The organism is Streptomyces hokutonensis, assembly GCF_042751305.1.
Taxonomy (GTDB): domain Bacteria; phylum Actinomycetota; class Actinomycetes; order Streptomycetales; family Streptomycetaceae; genus Streptomyces; species Streptomyces hokutonensis_A.
Genome location: NZ_JBHYWD010000014.1, coordinates 223,384 through 240,275, shown reverse-complemented (window position 1 = coordinate 240,275; position 16,892 = coordinate 223,384). Strand labels below are relative to the sequence as shown.

Annotated in this window: 17 protein-coding genes; 7 read left to right on the top strand and 10 right to left on the bottom strand. The window is 69.4% G+C overall.

Annotated elements, in window-relative coordinates; translation table 11 throughout:
- Positions 1–207 precede the first annotated feature (207 nt).
- The 6 genes from ACFXC1_RS32895 to ACFXC1_RS32870 form a co-directional block, all read right to left on the bottom strand.
- Entirely contained in the window at positions 208–1,497 is a 1,290-nt protein-coding gene (locus ACFXC1_RS32895; RefSeq protein WP_093626980.1) for a citrate synthase, read from the bottom strand.
- A 180-nt stretch (positions 1,498–1,677) separates the two neighbouring features.
- Entirely contained in the window at positions 1,678–3,966 is a 2,289-nt protein-coding gene (recD2, locus tag ACFXC1_RS32890; protein WP_381249574.1) for an SF1B family DNA helicase RecD2, read from the bottom strand.
- A gap of 41 nt (positions 3,967–4,007) precedes the next feature.
- A complete protein-coding gene (locus ACFXC1_RS32885; RefSeq protein WP_381249571.1) occupies positions 4,008–4,205 on the bottom strand; it encodes a DUF397 domain-containing protein in 198 nt (65 codons plus the stop codon).
- Positions 4,206–4,213: 8 nt separating this feature from the next.
- Complete coding sequence (locus ACFXC1_RS32880; RefSeq protein ID WP_381249567.1) at positions 4,214–4,402, bottom strand: DUF397 domain-containing protein; 189 nt, start codon at positions 4,400–4,402, stop codon at positions 4,214–4,216.
- A 4-nt stretch (positions 4,403–4,406) separates the two neighbouring features.
- Positions 4,407–4,595, bottom strand: coding sequence for a DUF397 domain-containing protein (locus ACFXC1_RS32875; RefSeq protein ID WP_381249565.1), 189 nt, complete (start codon positions 4,593–4,595; stop codon positions 4,407–4,409).
- A gap of 8 nt (positions 4,596–4,603) precedes the next feature.
- Entirely contained in the window at positions 4,604–5,449 is an 846-nt protein-coding gene (locus ACFXC1_RS32870; RefSeq protein WP_381249562.1) for a helix-turn-helix domain-containing protein, read from the bottom strand.
- A 231-nt stretch (positions 5,450–5,680) separates the two neighbouring features.
- Between ACFXC1_RS32870 and ACFXC1_RS32865 the strand changes: the two genes are divergently transcribed.
- Complete coding sequence (locus ACFXC1_RS32865; RefSeq protein WP_381249559.1) at positions 5,681–6,094, top strand: ATP-binding protein; 414 nt, start codon at positions 5,681–5,683, stop codon at positions 6,092–6,094.
- A gap of 86 nt (positions 6,095–6,180) precedes the next feature.
- Here the strand turns inward: ACFXC1_RS32865 and ACFXC1_RS32860 are convergent, their stop codons facing one another.
- Entirely contained in the window at positions 6,181–7,275 is a 1,095-nt protein-coding gene (locus ACFXC1_RS32860; protein ID WP_381249556.1) for an ABC transporter substrate-binding protein, read from the bottom strand.
- A gap of 271 nt (positions 7,276–7,546) precedes the next feature.
- Here ACFXC1_RS32860 and ACFXC1_RS32855 point away from each other — a divergent pair, with 271 nt between their 5' ends.
- From ACFXC1_RS32855 to rbsD, 5 genes are read left to right on the top strand one after another with little or no spacing between them, the layout of a single operon-like run.
- On the top strand, positions 7,547–8,593 hold the full coding sequence (locus ACFXC1_RS32855; protein WP_381249553.1) for a LacI family DNA-binding transcriptional regulator: 1,047 nt from the start codon (positions 7,547–7,549) through the stop codon (positions 8,591–8,593).
- Complete coding sequence (locus tag ACFXC1_RS32850; RefSeq protein WP_381249550.1) at positions 8,590–10,119, top strand: sugar ABC transporter ATP-binding protein; 1,530 nt, start codon at positions 8,590–8,592, stop codon at positions 10,117–10,119. Before ACFXC1_RS32855 ends, ACFXC1_RS32850 begins: the two co-directional genes overlap by 4 nt.
- Entirely contained in the window at positions 10,109–12,061 is a 1,953-nt protein-coding gene (locus ACFXC1_RS32845) for an ABC transporter permease/substrate-binding protein (RefSeq protein ID WP_381249548.1), read from the top strand. Before ACFXC1_RS32850 ends, ACFXC1_RS32845 begins: the two co-directional genes overlap by 11 nt.
- A gap of 47 nt (positions 12,062–12,108) precedes the next feature.
- Positions 12,109–13,011 carry a ribokinase gene (locus ACFXC1_RS32840; protein ID WP_381249545.1) on the top strand — a complete coding sequence of 301 codons (903 nt, stop codon included), beginning with the start codon at positions 12,109–12,111 and terminating at the stop codon, positions 13,009–13,011.
- Positions 13,008–13,397: a D-ribose pyranase gene (gene rbsD, locus ACFXC1_RS32835; protein WP_381249543.1), complete on the top strand. Its 390-nt coding sequence runs from the start codon at positions 13,008–13,010 to the stop codon at positions 13,395–13,397. The genes ACFXC1_RS32840 and rbsD overlap by 4 nt, the downstream gene beginning before the upstream one ends.
- 20 nt (positions 13,398–13,417) lie before the next feature.
- Here rbsD and ACFXC1_RS32830 read toward each other — a convergent pair whose 3' ends face one another.
- The 3 genes from ACFXC1_RS32830 to ACFXC1_RS32820 all read right to left on the bottom strand — a co-directional run bounded on the left by ACFXC1_RS32830 (position 13,418) and on the right by ACFXC1_RS32820 (position 16,100).
- Positions 13,418–14,383 carry a hypothetical protein gene (locus ACFXC1_RS32830; protein ID WP_381249540.1) on the bottom strand — a complete coding sequence of 322 codons (966 nt, stop codon included), beginning with the start codon at positions 14,381–14,383 and terminating at the stop codon, positions 13,418–13,420.
- Positions 14,384–14,447: 64 nt separating this feature from the next.
- Positions 14,448–14,876 (bottom strand): hypothetical protein, encoded by a 429-nt coding sequence (locus ACFXC1_RS32825; RefSeq protein WP_381249537.1) that lies wholly within the window; start codon positions 14,874–14,876, stop codon positions 14,448–14,450.
- A 141-nt stretch (positions 14,877–15,017) separates the two neighbouring features.
- The gene (locus ACFXC1_RS32820; RefSeq protein ID WP_381249534.1) at positions 15,018–16,100 is read right to left on the bottom strand and encodes a DUF5937 family protein; all 1,083 of its coding nucleotides are present in this window, start codon (positions 16,098–16,100) and stop codon (positions 15,018–15,020) included.
- 357 nt (positions 16,101–16,457) lie between these two features.
- Here ACFXC1_RS32820 and ACFXC1_RS32815 point away from each other — a divergent pair, with 357 nt between their 5' ends.
- Entirely contained in the window at positions 16,458–16,835 is a 378-nt protein-coding gene (locus ACFXC1_RS32815) for a DUF937 domain-containing protein (protein ID WP_381249531.1), read from the top strand.
- Positions 16,836–16,892 lie beyond the last annotated feature (57 nt).

The window sequence follows — 16,892 nt, the reverse complement described above, 5'->3', positions numbered from 1 at the left end:
GCCGCCCGCGCTGCGCCCCGGGCGGCCCCGGGGCGGCCGCCTGCCCACCCCGCCCCGCCGCTACGCGCTCCCGCGGGCGGGGGGCCGCGTGAGCCGAAGGGGCGCCGTGTTGCAGCGGACCTGTTTGCGGCTTTCAGGGGCGCGGGGAACTGCGCGACCAGCCGCCACCGGGCCCGCAGACAAAAACCGGCGGGCCCAGCGGAGCGTCTAGCGACCCTCGACCGGCACGAAGTCCCGCTCGACAACTCCCGTGTAGATCTGGCGCGGACGCCCGATACGCGATCCGGGCTCCTTGATCATCTCGTGCCACTGGGCGATCCAGCCCGGGAGGCGGCCCAGGGCGAACAGGACCGTGAACATCTCGGTCGGGAAGCCCATGGCCCGGTAGATCAGGCCCGTGTAGAAGTCGACGTTCGGGTAGAGGTTGCGCGAGACGAAGTAGTCGTCGGACAGCGCGTGCTCTTCGAGCTTCAGCGCGATGTCCAGCAGCTCGTCGGACTTGCCGAGGGCCGAGAGGACGTCGTGCGCGGCGGCCTTGATGATCTTCGCGCGCGGGTCGAAGGACTTGTACACCCGGTGGCCGAAGCCCATCAGGCGGACGCCGTCCTCCTTGTTCTTCACCTTGCGGATGAAGGAGTCGACATCGCCGCCGTTGGCCTGGATGCCTTCCAGCATCTCCAGGACCGACTGGTTGGCGCCGCCGTGCAGCGGGCCCCACAGCGCGTTGATGCCGGCCGAGATCGAGGCGAACATGTTGGCCTGCGAGGAGCCGACGAGGCGGACCGTGGAGGTCGAACAGTTCTGCTCGTGGTCCGCGTGCAGGATCAGCAGCTTGTCCAGCGCGGAGACGACGACCGGGTCGAGGTCGTACTCCTGGGCGGGGACCGAGAAGGTCATGCGCAGGAAGTTCTCGACGTAGCCGAGGTCGTTGCGCGGGTAGACGAACGGGTGGCCGATCGACTTCTTGTACGCGTACGCCGCGATCGTCGGAAGCTTCGCGAGCAGCCGGATCGTGGAGAGGTTGCGCTGCTTCTCGTCGAACGGGTTGTGGCTGTCCTGGTAGAAGGTGGACAGCGCCGAGACGACCGACGACAGCATCGCCATCGGGTGGGCGTCGCGCGGGAAGCCCTTGTAGAAGTTCTTGACGTCCTCGTGCAGCAGGGTGTGCTGCGTGATGTCGTTCTTGAACACGGTGAGCTCGTCGACGGTCGGCAGCTCGCCGTTGATCAGCAGATAGGCGACCTCCACGAACGTGGAACGCTCGGCCAGCTGCTCGATCGGGTAGCCGCGGTACCGGAGGATGCCCTGCTCACCGTCGAGGTAGGTGATGGCGGATTTATAGGCGGCGGTGTTCCCATAACCGCTGTCCAGCGTCACCAGACCGGTCTGAGCACGGAGCTTCCCGATGTCGAAGCCCTTGTCGCCGACGGTGCTGTCGATCACCGGGTAGGTGTACTCGCCGTCGCCGAACCGCAGTACTACAGAGTTGTCGCTCACGTCATCCCTCACCGACGTTGTGCCTCTTCTTCGAGGTTGCCCTGACTGTCTCTACCATCCCCCATTTGGCGCAGGAGAGTGCACTCGGGGTCGACCATTGGGCCTATCGGCGGCACTCAGTGCCGCCAACTTCCTCATCCTGCCCCCTCCACCCCGGCAACTGGAAGTGCTGTGTGACCTTCATGACTCATTTGATCGATCATTTTTTACGGTCAGTCTGAAGTCCAGTGCCGTGCACCGCCGCCCGGCCGACACCGTACGCACGGCCTGGCCGATCGCCTTGCGCGATCCGACCAGCACAACCAGCTGTTTGGCCCGGGTGACGGCCGTATACAACAGGTTCCGCTGGAGCATCATCCACGCGCTCGTCGTGACCGGGATCACCACGGCCGGATACTCACTTCCCTGCGACCGGTGAATTGTCACCGCATACGCGTGCGCCAGCTCGTCCAGTTCATCGAATTCGTACGGAACCTCCTCGTCCTCGTCCGTCAGCACCGTGAGGCGCTGGTCCACCGGGTCGAGTGAGGTGACGACGCCGACCGTGCCGTTGAAGACACCGTTGGCGCCCTTCTCGTAGTTGTTGCGGATCTGGGTGACCTTGTCGCCGACCCGGAAGACCCGGCCGCCGAACCGCTTCTCCGCGAGGTCGGGCCGGCCGGGCGTGATCGCCTGCTGGAGCAGCCCGTTGAGGTTGCCCGCGCCGGCCGGTCCCCGGTGCATGGGCGCGAGCACCTGCACGTCCCGGCGCGGGTCGAGCCCGAACTTCGCCGGGATCCGGCGCGCCACCACGTCCACGGTGAGCCGGCCGACCTCCTCCGTGTCGTCCTCGACGAAGAGGAAGAAGTCCTTCATGCCGTCGGTGACGGGGTGTTGGCCGGAGTTGATCCGGTGGGCGTTCGTCACCACACCGGACTGCTGCGCCTGGCGGAACACGCGCGTGAGGCGTACGGCGGGAATGGGACCGCCCTCGGCCAGCATGTCCCGCAGCACCTCGCCGGCACCGACGCTGGGAAGCTGGTCCACATCGCCGACGAAGAGGAGATGGGCGCCCGGGGGCACGGCCTTAACGAGCTTGTTGGCGAGGAGGAGGTCGAGCATGGAGGCCTCGTCGACCACGACGAGGTCCGCGTCCAGGGGCCTGTCCTTGTCGTAGGCGGCATCTCCCCCGGGCTTCAGCTCCAGCAGCCGGTGGACGGTCGAGGCCTCGGCGCCGGTGAGTTCGGCAAGTCGCTTGGCGGCACGGCCGGTTGGGGCGGCGAGGACGACCTTGGCCTTCTTCGCGCGGGCCAGCTCGACGATCGAGCGCACGGTGAACGACTTCCCGCAGCCGGGCCCACCGGTCAGTACGGCGACCTTCTTGGTGAGCGCGAGCCGGACGGCGGCCTCCTGCTCGGGCGCCAACTCCACGCCCGTACGCCCCTTCAACCACCCCAGCGCCTTGTCCCAGGCCACGTCGTGGAAGCCGGGCATACGGTCCGCCGGCGAGTGCAGCAGGCGGCGGAGCTGGGCGGCGAGGGAGAGTTCGGCGCGGTGGAAGGGGACGAGGTAGACGGCGGTGACGGGGTCGGGGCTGCCGTCGGGGCCGGGGACCTTCTCCCGTACGACACCGGGGTCGCCCGACTCCTCGTCCGGGAGGGCGAGTTCGGCGAGGCACTCGATGACGAGGCCGGTGTCGACCTGCAGCAGCTTCACCGCGTCGGCGATCAGCCGCTCCTCGGGGAGATAGCAGTTGCCCTGGTCGGTGGCCTGGGAGAGGGCGTACTGCAGCCCCGCCTTTACGCGCTCCGGACTGTCATGGGGAATCCCGACGGACTGGGCGATCTTGTCGGCGGTAAGGAAGCCGATGCCCCAGACGTCGGAGGCCAGGCGGTACGGCTGGTTCTTGACGACGGAGATCGAGGCGTCGCCGTACTTCTTGTAAATGCGCACGGCGATGGACGTGGACACCTCGACGGTCTGGAGGAAGAGCATGACCTCCTTGATCGCCTTCTGTTCCTCCCAGGCGTCGGCGATCTTCTTGGTCCGCTTGGGCCCGAGCCCCGGCACCTCGATCAGCCGCTTCGGCTCCTCCTCGATGATCTGGAGGGTGTCCATGCCGAAGTGCTGGGTGATGCGGTCGGCGAAGACGGGTCCGATGCCCTTGACGAGGCCGGAGCCGAGGTAGCGGCGGATGCCCTGGATGGTGGCCGGGAGGACCGTCGTGTAGTTCTCCACGGTGAACTGCTTGCCGTACTGCGGGTGCGACCCCCAACGCCCCTCCATCCGCAGGGACTCACCGGCTTGCGCACCGAGCAGCGCGCCCACGACGGTGAGCAGATCGCCGCCGCCGCGGCCGGTGTCGACACGGGCGACCGTGTAGCCGTTCTCCTCGTTGGCGTAGGTGATCCGCTCCAGGACACCTTCGAGGACGGCGAGGTGGCGCTCGCCTGTGGAGTTCCCCGGGGGTGTCGGCTGCTGGGTGGGCATGGGTCGACGGTACCGGGAGGGTGTGACAGTGGGGTGGGGAGTCAGGGGTGGGGGTGCTGCCGCTTCAGGGCTTCGACGAAGGCGGTGAAGGCGGGGGCGGGGAAGGTGAGGGTGGCGCGGGCCGGGGTCTTGGAGTCGCGTATGGCTATGCGGGTGGGGCGGTTGGCGATCTCCACGCAGGAGTCTCCGTCGCCCGCGCCGGAGTAGGACGACTTGCGCAAGTTGTCGAGGGGGTCCATGGGGTGCCTCACAGCTCTTTGACCAGCCTGTCGATGAAAGCGGTAAAGGCCTCGGCGGGGAGGGTGAGGGTGGCGCGGGTCGGGGCCTTGGAGTCCCTGACGGCTATGTGCAGGTGACGACGGGCAACCTCCACGCAGGCATCGCCCTGGCCGCCACCGGAGTACGACGACTGCTGCCAATTGTCAGGCGTGATCATGCGGTCACAGTTCCTTCGCCAGCCTATGGATGAAGGCGGTGAAGACCTCGACGGGGAAGGTAAGGGTCGCGCGGGTCGGGACCTTGGAATCCCTGATGGCTATGTGCGGATGACGATGGGCGATCTCCACACAGGAGTCACCGTCGCCCGGGCCCGAGTAGGACGACTTCCTCCAGTTGTCGGGGGTGCCCATGGGGTGCCTCACAACTCCTTCGCCAACCTGTGGATAAAGTCGCGCGACCGTTCAGGGTCGAGCGATGCAGCCTCCACTTTACGGAAAAGCGTTCGAAAGGCGCCCAGTTGGGCTTCGGAGTCGATGAAGGCCGCACCGTGGGGCGCATCGCGTACGACGGTGTCCAGCTTGGGTACGAGGCCTCCCGCATAAGTCATGGCGCTCGCAGCGCCGGCGAACGCTTCCAGTTGGAACGGGATGACGCGCACGGTGACGTGGTCGGCTTCGGAGAGTTCGACGAGGCGGGCGAGCTGGGCTCGTGAGGCGGCGCGATTTCCCACCATGATGCGCAGCGCCGCCTCGTGGACGACCGCCTCGTACGGGGTAGGGCGGGGGCCTTCGAGGATCACCTTGCGTTGCATCCGATGGCGGACGCGCGACTCAAGTTCCTCGTCCGGGAGTTCCGGGACGCGGTAGGCGTAGACGGCGCGAGCGTAGCCCTCTGTCTGAAGCGGGCCGGGGATGAACAGGAACTGGACCTCTCGCAGGAACGTGGCATGGTGCTCCAGTTCCGCGAGGTCGAGAAAAGGGGTGGGTAGTGCCCCTCGGTACTCCTCCCACCAGCCTCGCGTCCGGTCGGCGGCCATCGCGACGAGAGCGTCGACGAACTCCGCGTCCGTGCAGGCGTAATGGGATGCGAGGCGCCGGAGCCGTTGCTCACTCACTCCCGCGAGAGCGGACTCGATGTGCGTGATCTGAGCCGGGCTCACTCCGAGCAGAGCAGCCGCCTCACGGGAGCTGAGTCCTGCCGCTTCGCGGAGCCTGCGTAGCTCAGTGGCCAGACGCAGCTGGCGGGCCGTTGGTTCGCGCCTCAAAGCTCTCGACCACTCCTCGGTTCAACACGCCTGTGCGCGCTCCTCGTTCGGGGGTCAGAATATGCGAACGGCTCGCCGGATCTCTATATTTAGATATACCGTCGGTGACGCGACGCACACTGTGTGGAAACGCCGGACCTCGGAAGCGCACCGCCCCGTCCTGCCGTGACGGCCGCGGCAGAGCCACCGCCGGCACTCTCCAACCCCTCACCACCGAACCGGAGTTGACGCATGCCCGAAACCTCACCCCCACCCTGGGAGTACTGCCTCCGCATCCCGAACGACCCGCTTGCCGTCACCGTCAGCCGCCGCACCCTCCGCCTGATCCTCACCATGCACGGTCTGATCCGCCTGGCGGACACCGCCGAACTCCTCGTGACGGAGCTGGTCGCCAACGCCGTACAGCACACGAAGGGGCCTGCCGCCCTGCGAGTCGAATGGTCCGACGGAGTCCTCCGGCTCGGGGCCTGGGACGCGGATCCCGAACCACCGGACCCGCCAAGGCAGTTGGAGGAACTCGGCGACGCGGAGGACGGCCGCGGCCTCGCGCTGGTCCGGGCCTGCGCCGACCAGTGGGGCTGGCAGCCGCTGTCCCGGAACGGCAACCGGGGGAAGCTCGTATGGTGCGAGCTTGCCGCGGCTTGAGGTGCTGGTTTGCCGGAACTGCCGCGCAGGGCGGGCCAGTTCGAGGAGGGGGAGCGGATGGGACGTTCACACCAGCCCACCCCTCCCTACAGGCGCGCACCCGAAGCCGGCCGGTATCCGCAACTCCGCACCGCCTCGCGGTAATAGCCGAGGTCGTACAACCCGCCCTGCGGCGAGGCAAGCAGGTCAAGGTCCTGCGGTAGCTCGAAGCCGTTGAACTCGGCCCGCAGTTCCAGCACGTTGCGGAAGCCCGCCGGGCTTAGCGCGGCACGTCTGGAGAGACCGTCGGCTGCGACGTTGAGGTCGTATATCTTCGCGGCGAGTTCGGGCGAGGTCTCGTCGTCCACCAGTAACTGGATGGCCGCGTCACGGTTGCGTCGGTCGAACACCCACGTCATGCCGCGAATGAAGGCGCGGAGGAAGCGGACCGCTGCACCGGGGTTGTCCTGGAGCCAGCCGCGGCTCGACGCGAGCATTCCTCCCTGGTACGGCTGGACGGTGTCCGCCACGACCCCTATGACGGGCAGACCGGCTTCCCGGGCACGCACAACGCCCTCGGCGTTGATGATGGCCGCTTCCCACAGCCCGTCGAGCAGACCCTGGAAACGTGCCGGCGTGCTACCGGCCGAGATCAGCGTGTAGTCCGTTCCGGCGGCCAGGCCGGCGTTGAGCATGATCTTCTCGGCGGGCAGTCCGAATCCGGAGTGCGGGACGTCGACCCCCACCCGCTGATGCCGCAGGCTCTCCGCCGTCGGGTACCCGGCCGCCCCCACCAACGCCAGCCCCAGGCCGAGGTCGTGCGCCGCGACGATGACGTTGTCCAGGATCCGCCCGGCCGGATTGCCCGGGTTCAGCTGGTAGTTGATGGCGTTGTCCGTCGCCGAGACGATGAACTCGATTTCACGCTGGTCGACCTGGATGAACGTGGGGCGGGACGAAACGAACTGGGCGTAGTCGACGTCGAGGTTCTCCTTGACGAAGTACTGGTTGGCGATGGCGGCCAGAATCGGCAGCGATCTCGACGCGGAGCGGACACGGACCAGGGGCGGGGACGAAGCTGCGAGTGCGGCCGGGTCGGCAGAGGGGCCGGCGGCCCACGCCTTCGCGCCCGGGGCCAGGGCGCCCGCCGAGGCGGAGGCCAGCAGAACGAAGGATCTTCGCGAGAGATTTCCGAGCGCCATGCCGACTCCCGTCGAGAGTGACTCCGCGATACGCGGAACAGACGCGCCCGTGCCAAGGAGGGATCGGGCGTCTCGCGCCCGGGTCTGCCCGTCAGGTTAGGAGAGCGGGTCGCCCCGGACAACGGGGGCTGATTCGACGTCCTGTGATCAAGTGGCGTTGCCGTTCAGGGCCGCCTCCCTACATCACAATCCGGTCACACCCCCTTGTTAACTCCCATGTAATCGATTCCAATCCTCCATGTAATCGATTCCACGAGGAGGTGGAACGGCGATGGCGAGCATCAAGGACGTCGCCGCCGAGGCCGGGGTCTCCGTGGCCACGGTGTCGCGGGTGCTGAACGACCATCCGTCGGTCAGTGACGACGCACGCACGCGCGTCCTGGCCGCCGTAACGGCGCTGGACTACCGTCCGAACGCCGTCGCCCGGTCGCTGCGCACCGATCAGACCCGCACTCTCGGCCTGGTCATCAGCGATGTGCTGAACCCTTACTTCACCGAGCTGGCCCGTTCCGTGGAGGAAGAGGCCCGCGCCCTCGGGTACAGCGTGATCATCGGCAACGCCGACGAGCGGCCGGAGCTCCAGGACCACCACGTGCGGACGCTGCTGGACCGTCGTATCGACGGACTGCTCGTCTCCCCCACCGACGGCGGCTCCCCCGGGATGCTGGACGCCGCGCGGGCCGGCACGCCGATGGTGTTCGTGGACCGGTGGATCCCGGGGCTCGACGTGCCCGTCGTGCGGGCCGACGGACGCGCCGCCATCAGGGATCTCGTCGCGCATCTGCACGGGCTCGGGCATCGCAGGCTCGCCATCATCGCGGGCCCCGCCGCCACGACGACCGGCAGTGAGCGCGTCGCCGCCTTCCGGGACGCGCTCGCCGAGTACGGGATTCCTCTTCCCGACGAATACATCGGGCAGGGCGACTTCCAGGCCGAGAGCGGGCGGCGGGTGACTGAAGGGTTTCTCGATCTGGCCGAGCCGCCCGAGGTCGTCTTCGCCACCGACAACCTGATGGCGCTCGGCGCCCTGGACGCCGTACGCGCGCGTGGGCTTCGTGTTCCCGACGACCTCGCGCTGGCCGCGTTCGACGACATCCGGTGGTTCGTGCACACCGATCCGCCGATCACCGCGATCGCCCAGCCGACCCCCGAGCTGGGGCGGGCCGCCGTGCGCGCGCTCGTCGACCGGATCGAGGGGCGGGTGCCGGAGTCCGTCACCCTTCCCGCCCGGCTCGTCGTGCGGCGCTCGTGCGGTGAGCCGGGTCCCGCGCAACCCCCTGTCGGAACTGTTGGAACTGTTCGAAGGAGCAAGTCGTGAGCAACGACGACGAGTTGCTGCGCATCGAGGGCATCCGCAAGACCTTCCCCGGTGTCGTCGCGCTGGACGGCGTCGACTTCGATCTGCGCCGGGGCGAGGTCCATGTGCTGCTCGGTGAGAACGGTGCCGGCAAGAGCACCCTCATCAAGATGCTCTCCGGCGCCTACCGTCCCGACGGCGGTCGCATCCTGGCCGGCGGCGAGGAGGTGCGCATCCACAGCGCGCAGGACTCCGCGCACCTCGGGATCGCCACCATCTACCAGGAGTTCAACCTCGTTCCAGATCTGACGGTCGCCGAGAACATCTTCCTGGGGCGGCAACCGCGTCGCCTCGGGATGATCGACCGGAAGCGGATGGAGGCCGAGGCCGCCGTGCTGCTGGAGCGCGTGGGCGTGAACGTGTCGCCGCGTGCGCGCGTGCGTGAACTCGGTATCGCACGGCTCCAGATGGTCGAGATCGCGAAGGCGCTGAGTCTCGACGCGCGTGTGCTGATCATGGATGAGCCGACCGCCGTGCTGACCTCCGAAGAGGTCGAGAAGCTGTTCTCCATCGTGCGTCAACTGCGCGCCGACGGCGTCGGGATCGTTTTCATCACCCATCATCTTGAGGAGATCGCCGCCCTCGGTGACCGCGTCACCGTCATCCGGGACGGGAAGAGTGTGGGGCAGGTGCCTGCCTCCACCCCCGAGGACGAGCTCGTACGGCTCATGGTCGGGCGGTCCATCGAGCAGCAGTATCCGCGTGAACGGGCCGACACCGGCGCCGCGTTGCTCTCCGTCGAGGGGCTCACCCGGGACGGTGTCTTCCACGACATCAGCTTCGAGGTGCGGGCCGGTGAGGTCGTCGGGATCGCCGGGCTCGTGGGGGCGGGTCGTACCGAAGTCGTACGGGCCGTCTTCGGGGCCGACCCGTACGACCACGGGGCCGTGAAGGTCGGCGGCTCCGCGCTGCGCGGGCACGACGTCAACGCGGCGATGACCGCAGGGATCGGGCTCGTGCCCGAGGACCGCAAGGGGCAGGGGCTCGTCCTCGACCAGTCCGTGGAGGAGAACCTCGGGCTCGTCACCATGCGCGCCGCGACCCACGGCGGGCTCGTCGACCTCAAGGGGCAGCGGGCCGCCGCCGCGCGGATCGCCGAGCAACTGGGCGTGCGGATGGCGGGACTTGGGCAGCAGGTACGGACGTTGTCCGGTGGCAACCAGCAGAAGGTCGTCATCGGCAAGTGGCTGCTCGCCGACACCAAGGTGCTGATCCTCGACGAGCCGACGCGCGGGATCGACGTCGGCGCCAAGGTCGAGATCTATCAACTCATCAATGAACTCACGGCCGCCGGGGCCGCCGTGCTCATGATCTCCAGTGATCTGCCGGAAGTCCTCGGCATGAGCGACCGGGTGCTGGTCATGGCCCAGGGGCGGATCGCGGGCGAGCTCTCCGCCGAACAGGCCACGCAGGACTCCGTGATGGCACTCGCCGTCAGCACACCGACTCAAGCAACTACCGCTGTGGAGGGCCACCGTGGCCACTGACACGCTCAAGAGCACGCCGGGCGCGAGTGGCGCCTCGGGAATCCGCCGACTGCTCCTGGACAACGGCGCGTTGACGGCGCTCATCGTCCTCGTCATCGCCATGTCGGCGCTCTCCGGCGACTTCCTCACCACCGACAACCTCCTCAACGTCGGTGTCCAGGCGGCCGTCACCGCGATCCTCGCCTTCGGTGTCACCTTCGTGATCGTCTCGGCGGGCATCGACCTGTCGGTCGGTTCGGTGGCGGCGCTGTCGGCCACCGTGCTCGCGTGGAGCGCCACGCAGCACGGCGTCCCGGTGGTCCTCGCCGTGATCCTCGCGATCGCCACGGGTATCGCGGCCGGTCTCGTCAACGGTTTCCTCGTCGCCTACGGCAAACTCCCGCCGTTCATCGCGACGTTGGCGATGCTGTCGGTGGCGCGCGGGCTGTCGCTGGTGATCTCGCAGGGCTCGCCGATCGCCTTCCCCGACTCGGTCTCGCACCTCGGTGACACGCTGGGCGGCTGGCTGCCGGTGCCGGTCCTGGTGATGATCGTGATGGGGCTGATCGCGGCCTTCGTCCTCGGGCGGACGTATATCGGCCGGTCCATGTACGCGATCGGCGGCAACGAAGAGGCCGCGCGGCTCTCGGGGTTGCGCGTCTCCAAGCAGAAGCTCGCGATCTACGCCCTGTCCGGCGTGTTCGCCGCCGCCGCGGGCATCGTCCTCGCCTCCCGGCTCTCCTCCGCGCAGCCGCAGGCCGCCGACGGTTATGAGCTGGACGCCATCGCCGCGGTCGTCATCGGCGGCGCCTCCCTCGCGGGCGGCACCGGCAAGGCGTCCGGCACTCTCATCGGCGCGCTGATCCTCGCGGTGCTGCGCAACGGCCTCAACCTCCTTTCGGTGTCGGCCTTTTGGCAGCAGGTCGTGATCGGTGTCGTCATCGCGCTGGCCGTCCTGCTCGACACCGTGCGTCGGAAGGCGGGCGCAACTCCCGCCGCCGGTGCGGGTGTTGGCGGTGGCGGCAAGGGCAAGCAGGCGACCACGTACGCCCTCGCCGCCGTCGTCACCATCGCGATCGTGGGCGCGACCTCCTTCCTGCACAACGACTCCTCCACGACGTCGAAGCCCAAGCTCGGCCTCTCCCTCTCCACGCTCAACAACCCGTTCTTCGTGCAGATCCGGTCCGGTGCGCAGGCGGAGGCGAAGAAGCTGGGCCTTGACCTGACGGTCACCGACGCGCAGAACGACGCCTCGCAGCAGGCCAACCAGCTGCAGAACTTCACCAGTTCGAACTACGGCGCGATCATCGTCAACCCGGTGGACTCGGATGCGGCGAGCAACTCCGTGAAGGCCGCCGACAAGGCGAAGATCCCGGTGATCGCGGTCGACCGAGGCGTCAACAAGGCGACCGTCGACACGCTGGTCGCCTCCGACAACGTGGTGGGCGGTGAACTCGCCGCCAAGACCGTCGCCGAGAAGCTGGGCGGCAGCGGGAAGATCGTCATCCTCCAGGGGCAGGCGGGCACTTCGGCGGCGCGCGAGCGGGCCGAGGGCTTCGCCAAGGGCCTGAAGGCCTACCCCGGCATCCAGGTCCTCGCCCAGCAGCCGGCCGACTTCGACCGCACCAAGGGCCTCGACGTGATGTCGAACCTGCTCCAGGCGCACCCCGACGTCCAGGGCGTCATCGCGGCCAACGACGAGATGGCCCTCGGCGCCATCAAGGCGCTCGGTTCCAAGGCGGGCAAGTCGGTATCGGTCGTAGGCTTCGACGGCACGCCCGACGGGCTGACCGCCGTAAAGCAGGGCACGTTGTACGCGTCCGTGGCGCAGCAGCCGAGCCAGTTGGGCAAAATCGCCGTGGACAACGCGCTGCGCGCGGCTCAGGGCAAGAAGGTGGAGACGACGGTGAAGGTGCCCGTGAAGGTGGTCACCCAGGAGAACGTGGCCGGTTTCACCGGCTGACAGCGGACCGGTCACCACGCCAAGTCACCACTGTGGGGAGTCACTTCATGTACGACTACGACCTCCTGGTCGTCGGATCGGCCAACGCCGACCTCGTGATCGACGTCGAGCGGCGGCCGGGCGCCGGCGAGACGGTCCTCGGTTCCGACCTGGCCGTCCACCCCGGCGGCAAGGGCGCCAACCAGGCGGTCGCCGCCGCCCGCTTGGGAGCCCGTACGGTCCTGCTGGCCCGGGTCGGCGACGACGCGTACGGCCGGCTGCTGCTGGACTCGCAGCGGGCCGCCGGGGTCGACACGGTGGGCGTGCTGGTGGGCGGGGCGCCGACCGGGGTCGCGCTGATCACGGTGGACCCGTCCGGCGACAACAGCATCGTGGTGTCGCCCGGGGCCAACGGGAAGCTGTTCCCCGTCGACATCCAGGCCGCCGCGTGCCTCTTCCACGCCTCCCGGGTGGTCTCCGTACAGCTGGAGATCCCGCTGGAGACGGTCGTGGAGGTCGTACGGAGTCTGGCGCCCGACAGCAGGTTCGTACTGAACCCGTCGCCGCCCCGGCCCCTCCCCTCCGAAGTCCTGGCCGCCTGCGACCCGTTGATCGTCAACGAGCACGAGGCGAAGGTGATCCTCGGGGACGCGTGTGTGAGCGACCGGCCCGAGGACTGGGCGCGGATCCTGCTGGCGAAGGGGCCGCGTTCGGTGGTCGTGACGCTGGGCGCGGAGGGCGCGCTGGTGGCCTCGCGGGAGGGGGTCACCCGGGTGCCGTCCGTGAAGGTGGACGCCGTGGACACGACGGGTGCGGGCGATGCCTTCACCGCGGCGCTGGCCTGGAAGCTCGGCACGGGCTCCGGCCTGGCGGAGGCAGCGGGGTACGCGGCCCGGGTCGGGGCGGCGGCCGTCACCAGGAAGGGCGCGCAGGAGTCGTTCCCCACGGCGGACGAGGTCGCCGCGCTGTGAAGAAGGCAGGGATTCTCAACCGTCATCTCTCCGGCGCGCTGGCCGAGTTGGGGCACGGGGACGGGGTGCTGGTGTGCGACGCCGGGATGCCGATACCGGCCGGGCCCCGCGTGGTGGACCTGGCGTTCCGGGCCGGGGTGCCGTCCTTCGCGGAGGTGCTGGACGGGCTGCTGGCCGAGCTGGTGGTGGAGGGTGCGACGGCGGCACGCGAGATCCGCGGCGCCAACCGGGCCGCCACCGCCCTCCTCGACGCCCGCTTCCCCGACCTCGACCTCGTCCCCCACGAGAAGCTCAAGGAGCTGTCGGCGGGCGCGCGGCTGGTCGTACGGACGGGCGAGGCACGGCCGTACGCGAATGTGCTGTTGCGGTGCGGGGTGTTCTTCTGAGCCGCTGACCCCGCGCGGGGTCACGGCGCGGGGAAGGCCAGCCGTACGCCGTACTCCTTCTCCGCGCGGCGGAGTGCGGGGACGAGGGTGGCGCGCAGGGCGCGGATCTCCTGGGCGTTGTCGGCGAGGAACCGTTCACGCAGCGCCCGACGGGCGGGCTCCCGTACGGCTTCGACCGGGCGCATGCAGGTGGCGTAGACGCTGCCGAGTGTGGTGTCGACGCGGGCGAAGTCGGCTGAGGAGGCGGTCATCAGGCGGCTGTCGACGAGGGAGAAGAACGCGTCCTCGTCGCGGACCCGATAGCCCTGCTTCGCCAGGCAGCGGGGCAGGGCCGTGATGGCCTCGGCGGCGGGATCGTCGCGGGTGGCGGCGAGTTCGCCGAACCACCGCTTCTGGAGCGGCAGATAGACGCTCCGCACCTTCCCAGCCGCCGCCGAGCCCCGCGTCTGACAGTCGCGGATCTGGGCGGGGCTGCCGGATTTCGCGGGAGCGGGGCTGCCGGACTCGGTGGGAGCGGGACTCACCAACGGAGCGGGGGTCTCCGCCGGGGAGGGGCTCGTCACCGATCCCGGACTTCCCGCCGGTTGCCGGCTCCGAGCCGATCCCGGCCCCGGCACCTCCGCCCCGTGACCGAACCCGTGGCGGCCCAGGAAGGCCAGATCGGGAAGGTTCGAGTACGAGATGAAGGCCGGCGGGACCTGCTCGGGCAGGGCGAATCCGTGCTCGCGTGCGCAGTCGGCGGCGACGGAACGCGCCACCTGCTGTCCGAAGGCGTCGAGGCCCTGGGTCCAGCGGGACTCGGCGCCGGTGGTCGGCAGCACCATGCGGGCGGGGTCCGCCGGGAGGGCGTAGGTGAGCCGGGCGGGCGCCGGGGCGGAGGCGCGGGTCCCGGCGGCCGTCGTCGAGCCGGCCGCGGTCGAGCACGCGCCGGTGAGCAGGGCTGCCGCGACGGCCATGGCGGCGCGCGCGAGGGTCTTCGGGGTCACGTCCGTCCTTCCGCCGGGCCGGAGCACCGCCGGTCGGCGGCACTCCGGGAGACACGGGTCGGGGTCAGTGGGTGATCGACACGTTGTCGCTGGGGTCCAGCAGACTGGCCACGGTGAAGGGCGTGTTGTCGCTGACGACGGTGCACAGCGCGTAGGTCGAGTCGGTGACGCTGTGGTAGCCGTCGTAGGCGACGACGTACCGCTTGGCGCAGGTGAACCAGGTGCCGTCGGAGCGGCGCAGGCGGCCCGCGTAGTCGTCGTAGTTGCGGGAGTTGGTGTTGTACGAGTAGGTGAGGTTGAGGTCGTTGCAGCTACTGGTGGCCGACTTGTAGCGGATCGTGCCCACGCTCTCGTAGTCCCCGGTGGTCAGTGACTGGGTCACGCACGCCTGCGGGGCGGCGGACGCCGCAGGAGCGAGCGCGACTCCGGTCGCGGCGGATACGAATACGAGCGCCCCGGCGACGAAGGCCCGGTTCATGCTCCACTTCGACATGCTTGTTTCCCCTGTTCGTTCGTGTTCGGCGCCGGTGTACGGACCGGCCCGTGTGGTACCGCCGGACACGGTCGCAGCGTGGGTCCCGTCCGAACCACGACCTTCGAACAGTCTCGAAAGTCCCGGGCCCGGAGCCGGAGTTCATCGCTCCGGCGGAACGTGCGTGACGGGTGGGGCCAAGGGAACGGCCGGCGCTGTTCCGCCCGCTGGGGGAAACGGGGACGGCTGGCCGGAAGTCGTCAGGTGCGGCCCCGGTGGCGGCGGGTAGAGCATCGCCGCGCCGAGCGGGGTGAGGGTGTGCAGGACCGTGTTCTGCGCGCGCTTGCTCATGATCAGGCCGGCGTCGCGCAGCACGGTGGTGTGATGCGTGGCCGTGGCGGGCGAGACACCCAGGCGGCGGGCCAGTTCCGAGGTGGTCGCGCCGTGCGCGAGCGTCGCCAGCGCGGCGGCCCGCGTACGGCCGAGCAGCGCGGACAGAGAGGCCTCGGGGCGGGCGGGCGCGGCGAGCCGGGTGCTGTGCACGGGATAGACCAGCACCGGCTGCATGGCGGGGTCGGCCAGCGACACCGGTGCCTGCCAGCAGAAGTAGGAGGGCACCAGGCGCAGTCCGCGCCCGTCCAGGTACAGGTCGCGGTCCTCCACGTAGTCGACGTGCAGGACCGGCGCGCACCAGCGCATGGCGGGCGAGAGGTCGGTGAGCAGTCCGGCGACACCGCCGTCGAGGATCGCGCGGGAGAGCAGCACCCTCTCACCGGCGAGCGACTCGTACATCCGGTCCTGATGCGGTGCCACGACGGCTTCGTGGTAGGCGCGCAGCACCCGCACCAGTTCCTCGCGCGGCCTGCGTTCCGTCAGCCGGGGCGCCCAGTCGGGGGCGCCGACGAACCGCGCCAGCAGGCCCACCTCGTGGGCGACCCGGGCCGGCGGGGTGTCGAGGATCGCCGCGAGCCCCTGCTCCAGCCCGTCGGCGGACTCCTGCGGCGAAAGGAAGTCGGGCCAGTACCGCGCCCTGGGCAGTATCGGGACGAGCACCCTGCGGACGGCCGCGCCCAGTCGGCTGCCGGTGAGCACGGCCCGGGTGGTGCGGTGCCAGGCGGCGTAGGCCCAGCGGCCCTGCGAGGTCTGGAGCCGGTGCAGGCTGAACGTGATCTCCCAGAGCGGGTCGGGAGCGTTCGCCACCCGGATGCGGGTCAGGTCGTCGGGCGTGAAGTGGATACGCAGCACGGAGCCCCCCGGATCGGCGGTCGTCCCCCGTCCGCCAGGCAGCAGCCTGGGGCCTCACCCACCCCTGGACAACGTATGGATCCGGCCGCTCCCCGCTGTCACCGCGGGAGCGTCATTCTCGGCCACGGACCGGGCACAAATTCGAGGGGGCCCGGTCCGTCGACCAAGCCCCCTCGGCTATTCCCCTCCAACATCAGGACCCCTCAAGATCCCCCCAGATCCCCCTCCAAGAGTCCTGATGCCAAGTAGGACCCGCGGACTGCGGGGAGGGTTGTACGCCGTCTTGAGAATTTTTCAAAACGGCCGCCGGCCGGCCTCCAGGTGCCGATGAAACGGGGCAGACGTAGCGTTTCAGGCATGAGCGAAGACTCTGCTACGGCCTTCCAGGGCGACGTTCTCGACGAGCTGGGCGATGCCAGGGTCCAGGAGATCGCGGGCCTGCTGGGGACGGACGAGGCGGGCGCCAGGGAGGTCGTCGGTACGACGGTCTCGGCGCTGTCCGGCGAGGCGGCGACCGTGGAGACACCTCAGGAGGCTCCCCTCCAGGGCGTGGCCACGCTGGGCGGTTTCGCGACCGGCGGGCTCATGGCCGGGGTGCTGGCCAAGGCGGCCAAGCCGGTGGCGAACGCGGTCGCCAAGAAGACGGGGCTGCCGCCGGCCACCGTCACGCGGGTCGTCGAGATGCTGGTCCCGGTGGTGCTGGCGGTGCTGACGAAGCGGGCGGCGAAGAAGTAGGGCGGGCGGGTACGGCATACTCCTGACCTCCTGCCCCACCCCGGATCGAACGGGGTG

What these genes read in the sequence shown, in the direction of transcription:
- recD2 (WP_381249574.1), bottom strand. Translation starts at nt 3,966, where the DNA reads ATGCCCACCCAGCAGCCGACACCCCCGGGGAACTCCACAGGCGAGCGC.
- ACFXC1_RS32855 (WP_381249553.1), top strand. Translation starts at nt 7,547, where the DNA reads ATGGCGAGCATCAAGGACGTCGCCGCCGAGGCCGGGGTCTCCGTGGCC.
- ACFXC1_RS32840 (WP_381249545.1), top strand. Translation starts at nt 12,109, where the DNA reads ATGTACGACTACGACCTCCTGGTCGTCGGATCGGCCAACGCCGACCTC.
- ACFXC1_RS32825 (WP_381249537.1), bottom strand. Translation starts at nt 14,876, where the DNA reads ATGTCGAAGTGGAGCATGAACCGGGCCTTCGTCGCCGGGGCGCTCGTA.
- ACFXC1_RS32860 (WP_381249556.1), bottom strand. Translation starts at nt 7,275, where the DNA reads ATGGCGCTCGGAAATCTCTCGCGAAGATCCTTCGTTCTGCTGGCCTCC.
- ACFXC1_RS32880 (WP_381249567.1), bottom strand. Translation starts at nt 4,402, where the DNA reads ATGATCACGCCTGACAATTGGCAGCAGTCGTCGTACTCCGGTGGCGGC.
- ACFXC1_RS32885 (WP_381249571.1), bottom strand. Translation starts at nt 4,205, where the DNA reads ATGGACCCCCTCGACAACTTGCGCAAGTCGTCCTACTCCGGCGCGGGC.
- ACFXC1_RS32815 (WP_381249531.1), top strand. Translation starts at nt 16,458, where the DNA reads ATGAGCGAAGACTCTGCTACGGCCTTCCAGGGCGACGTTCTCGACGAG.
- ACFXC1_RS32865 (WP_381249559.1), top strand. Translation starts at nt 5,681, where the DNA reads ATGCCCGAAACCTCACCCCCACCCTGGGAGTACTGCCTCCGCATCCCG.
- ACFXC1_RS32875 (WP_381249565.1), bottom strand. Translation starts at nt 4,595, where the DNA reads ATGGGCACCCCCGACAACTGGAGGAAGTCGTCCTACTCGGGCCCGGGC.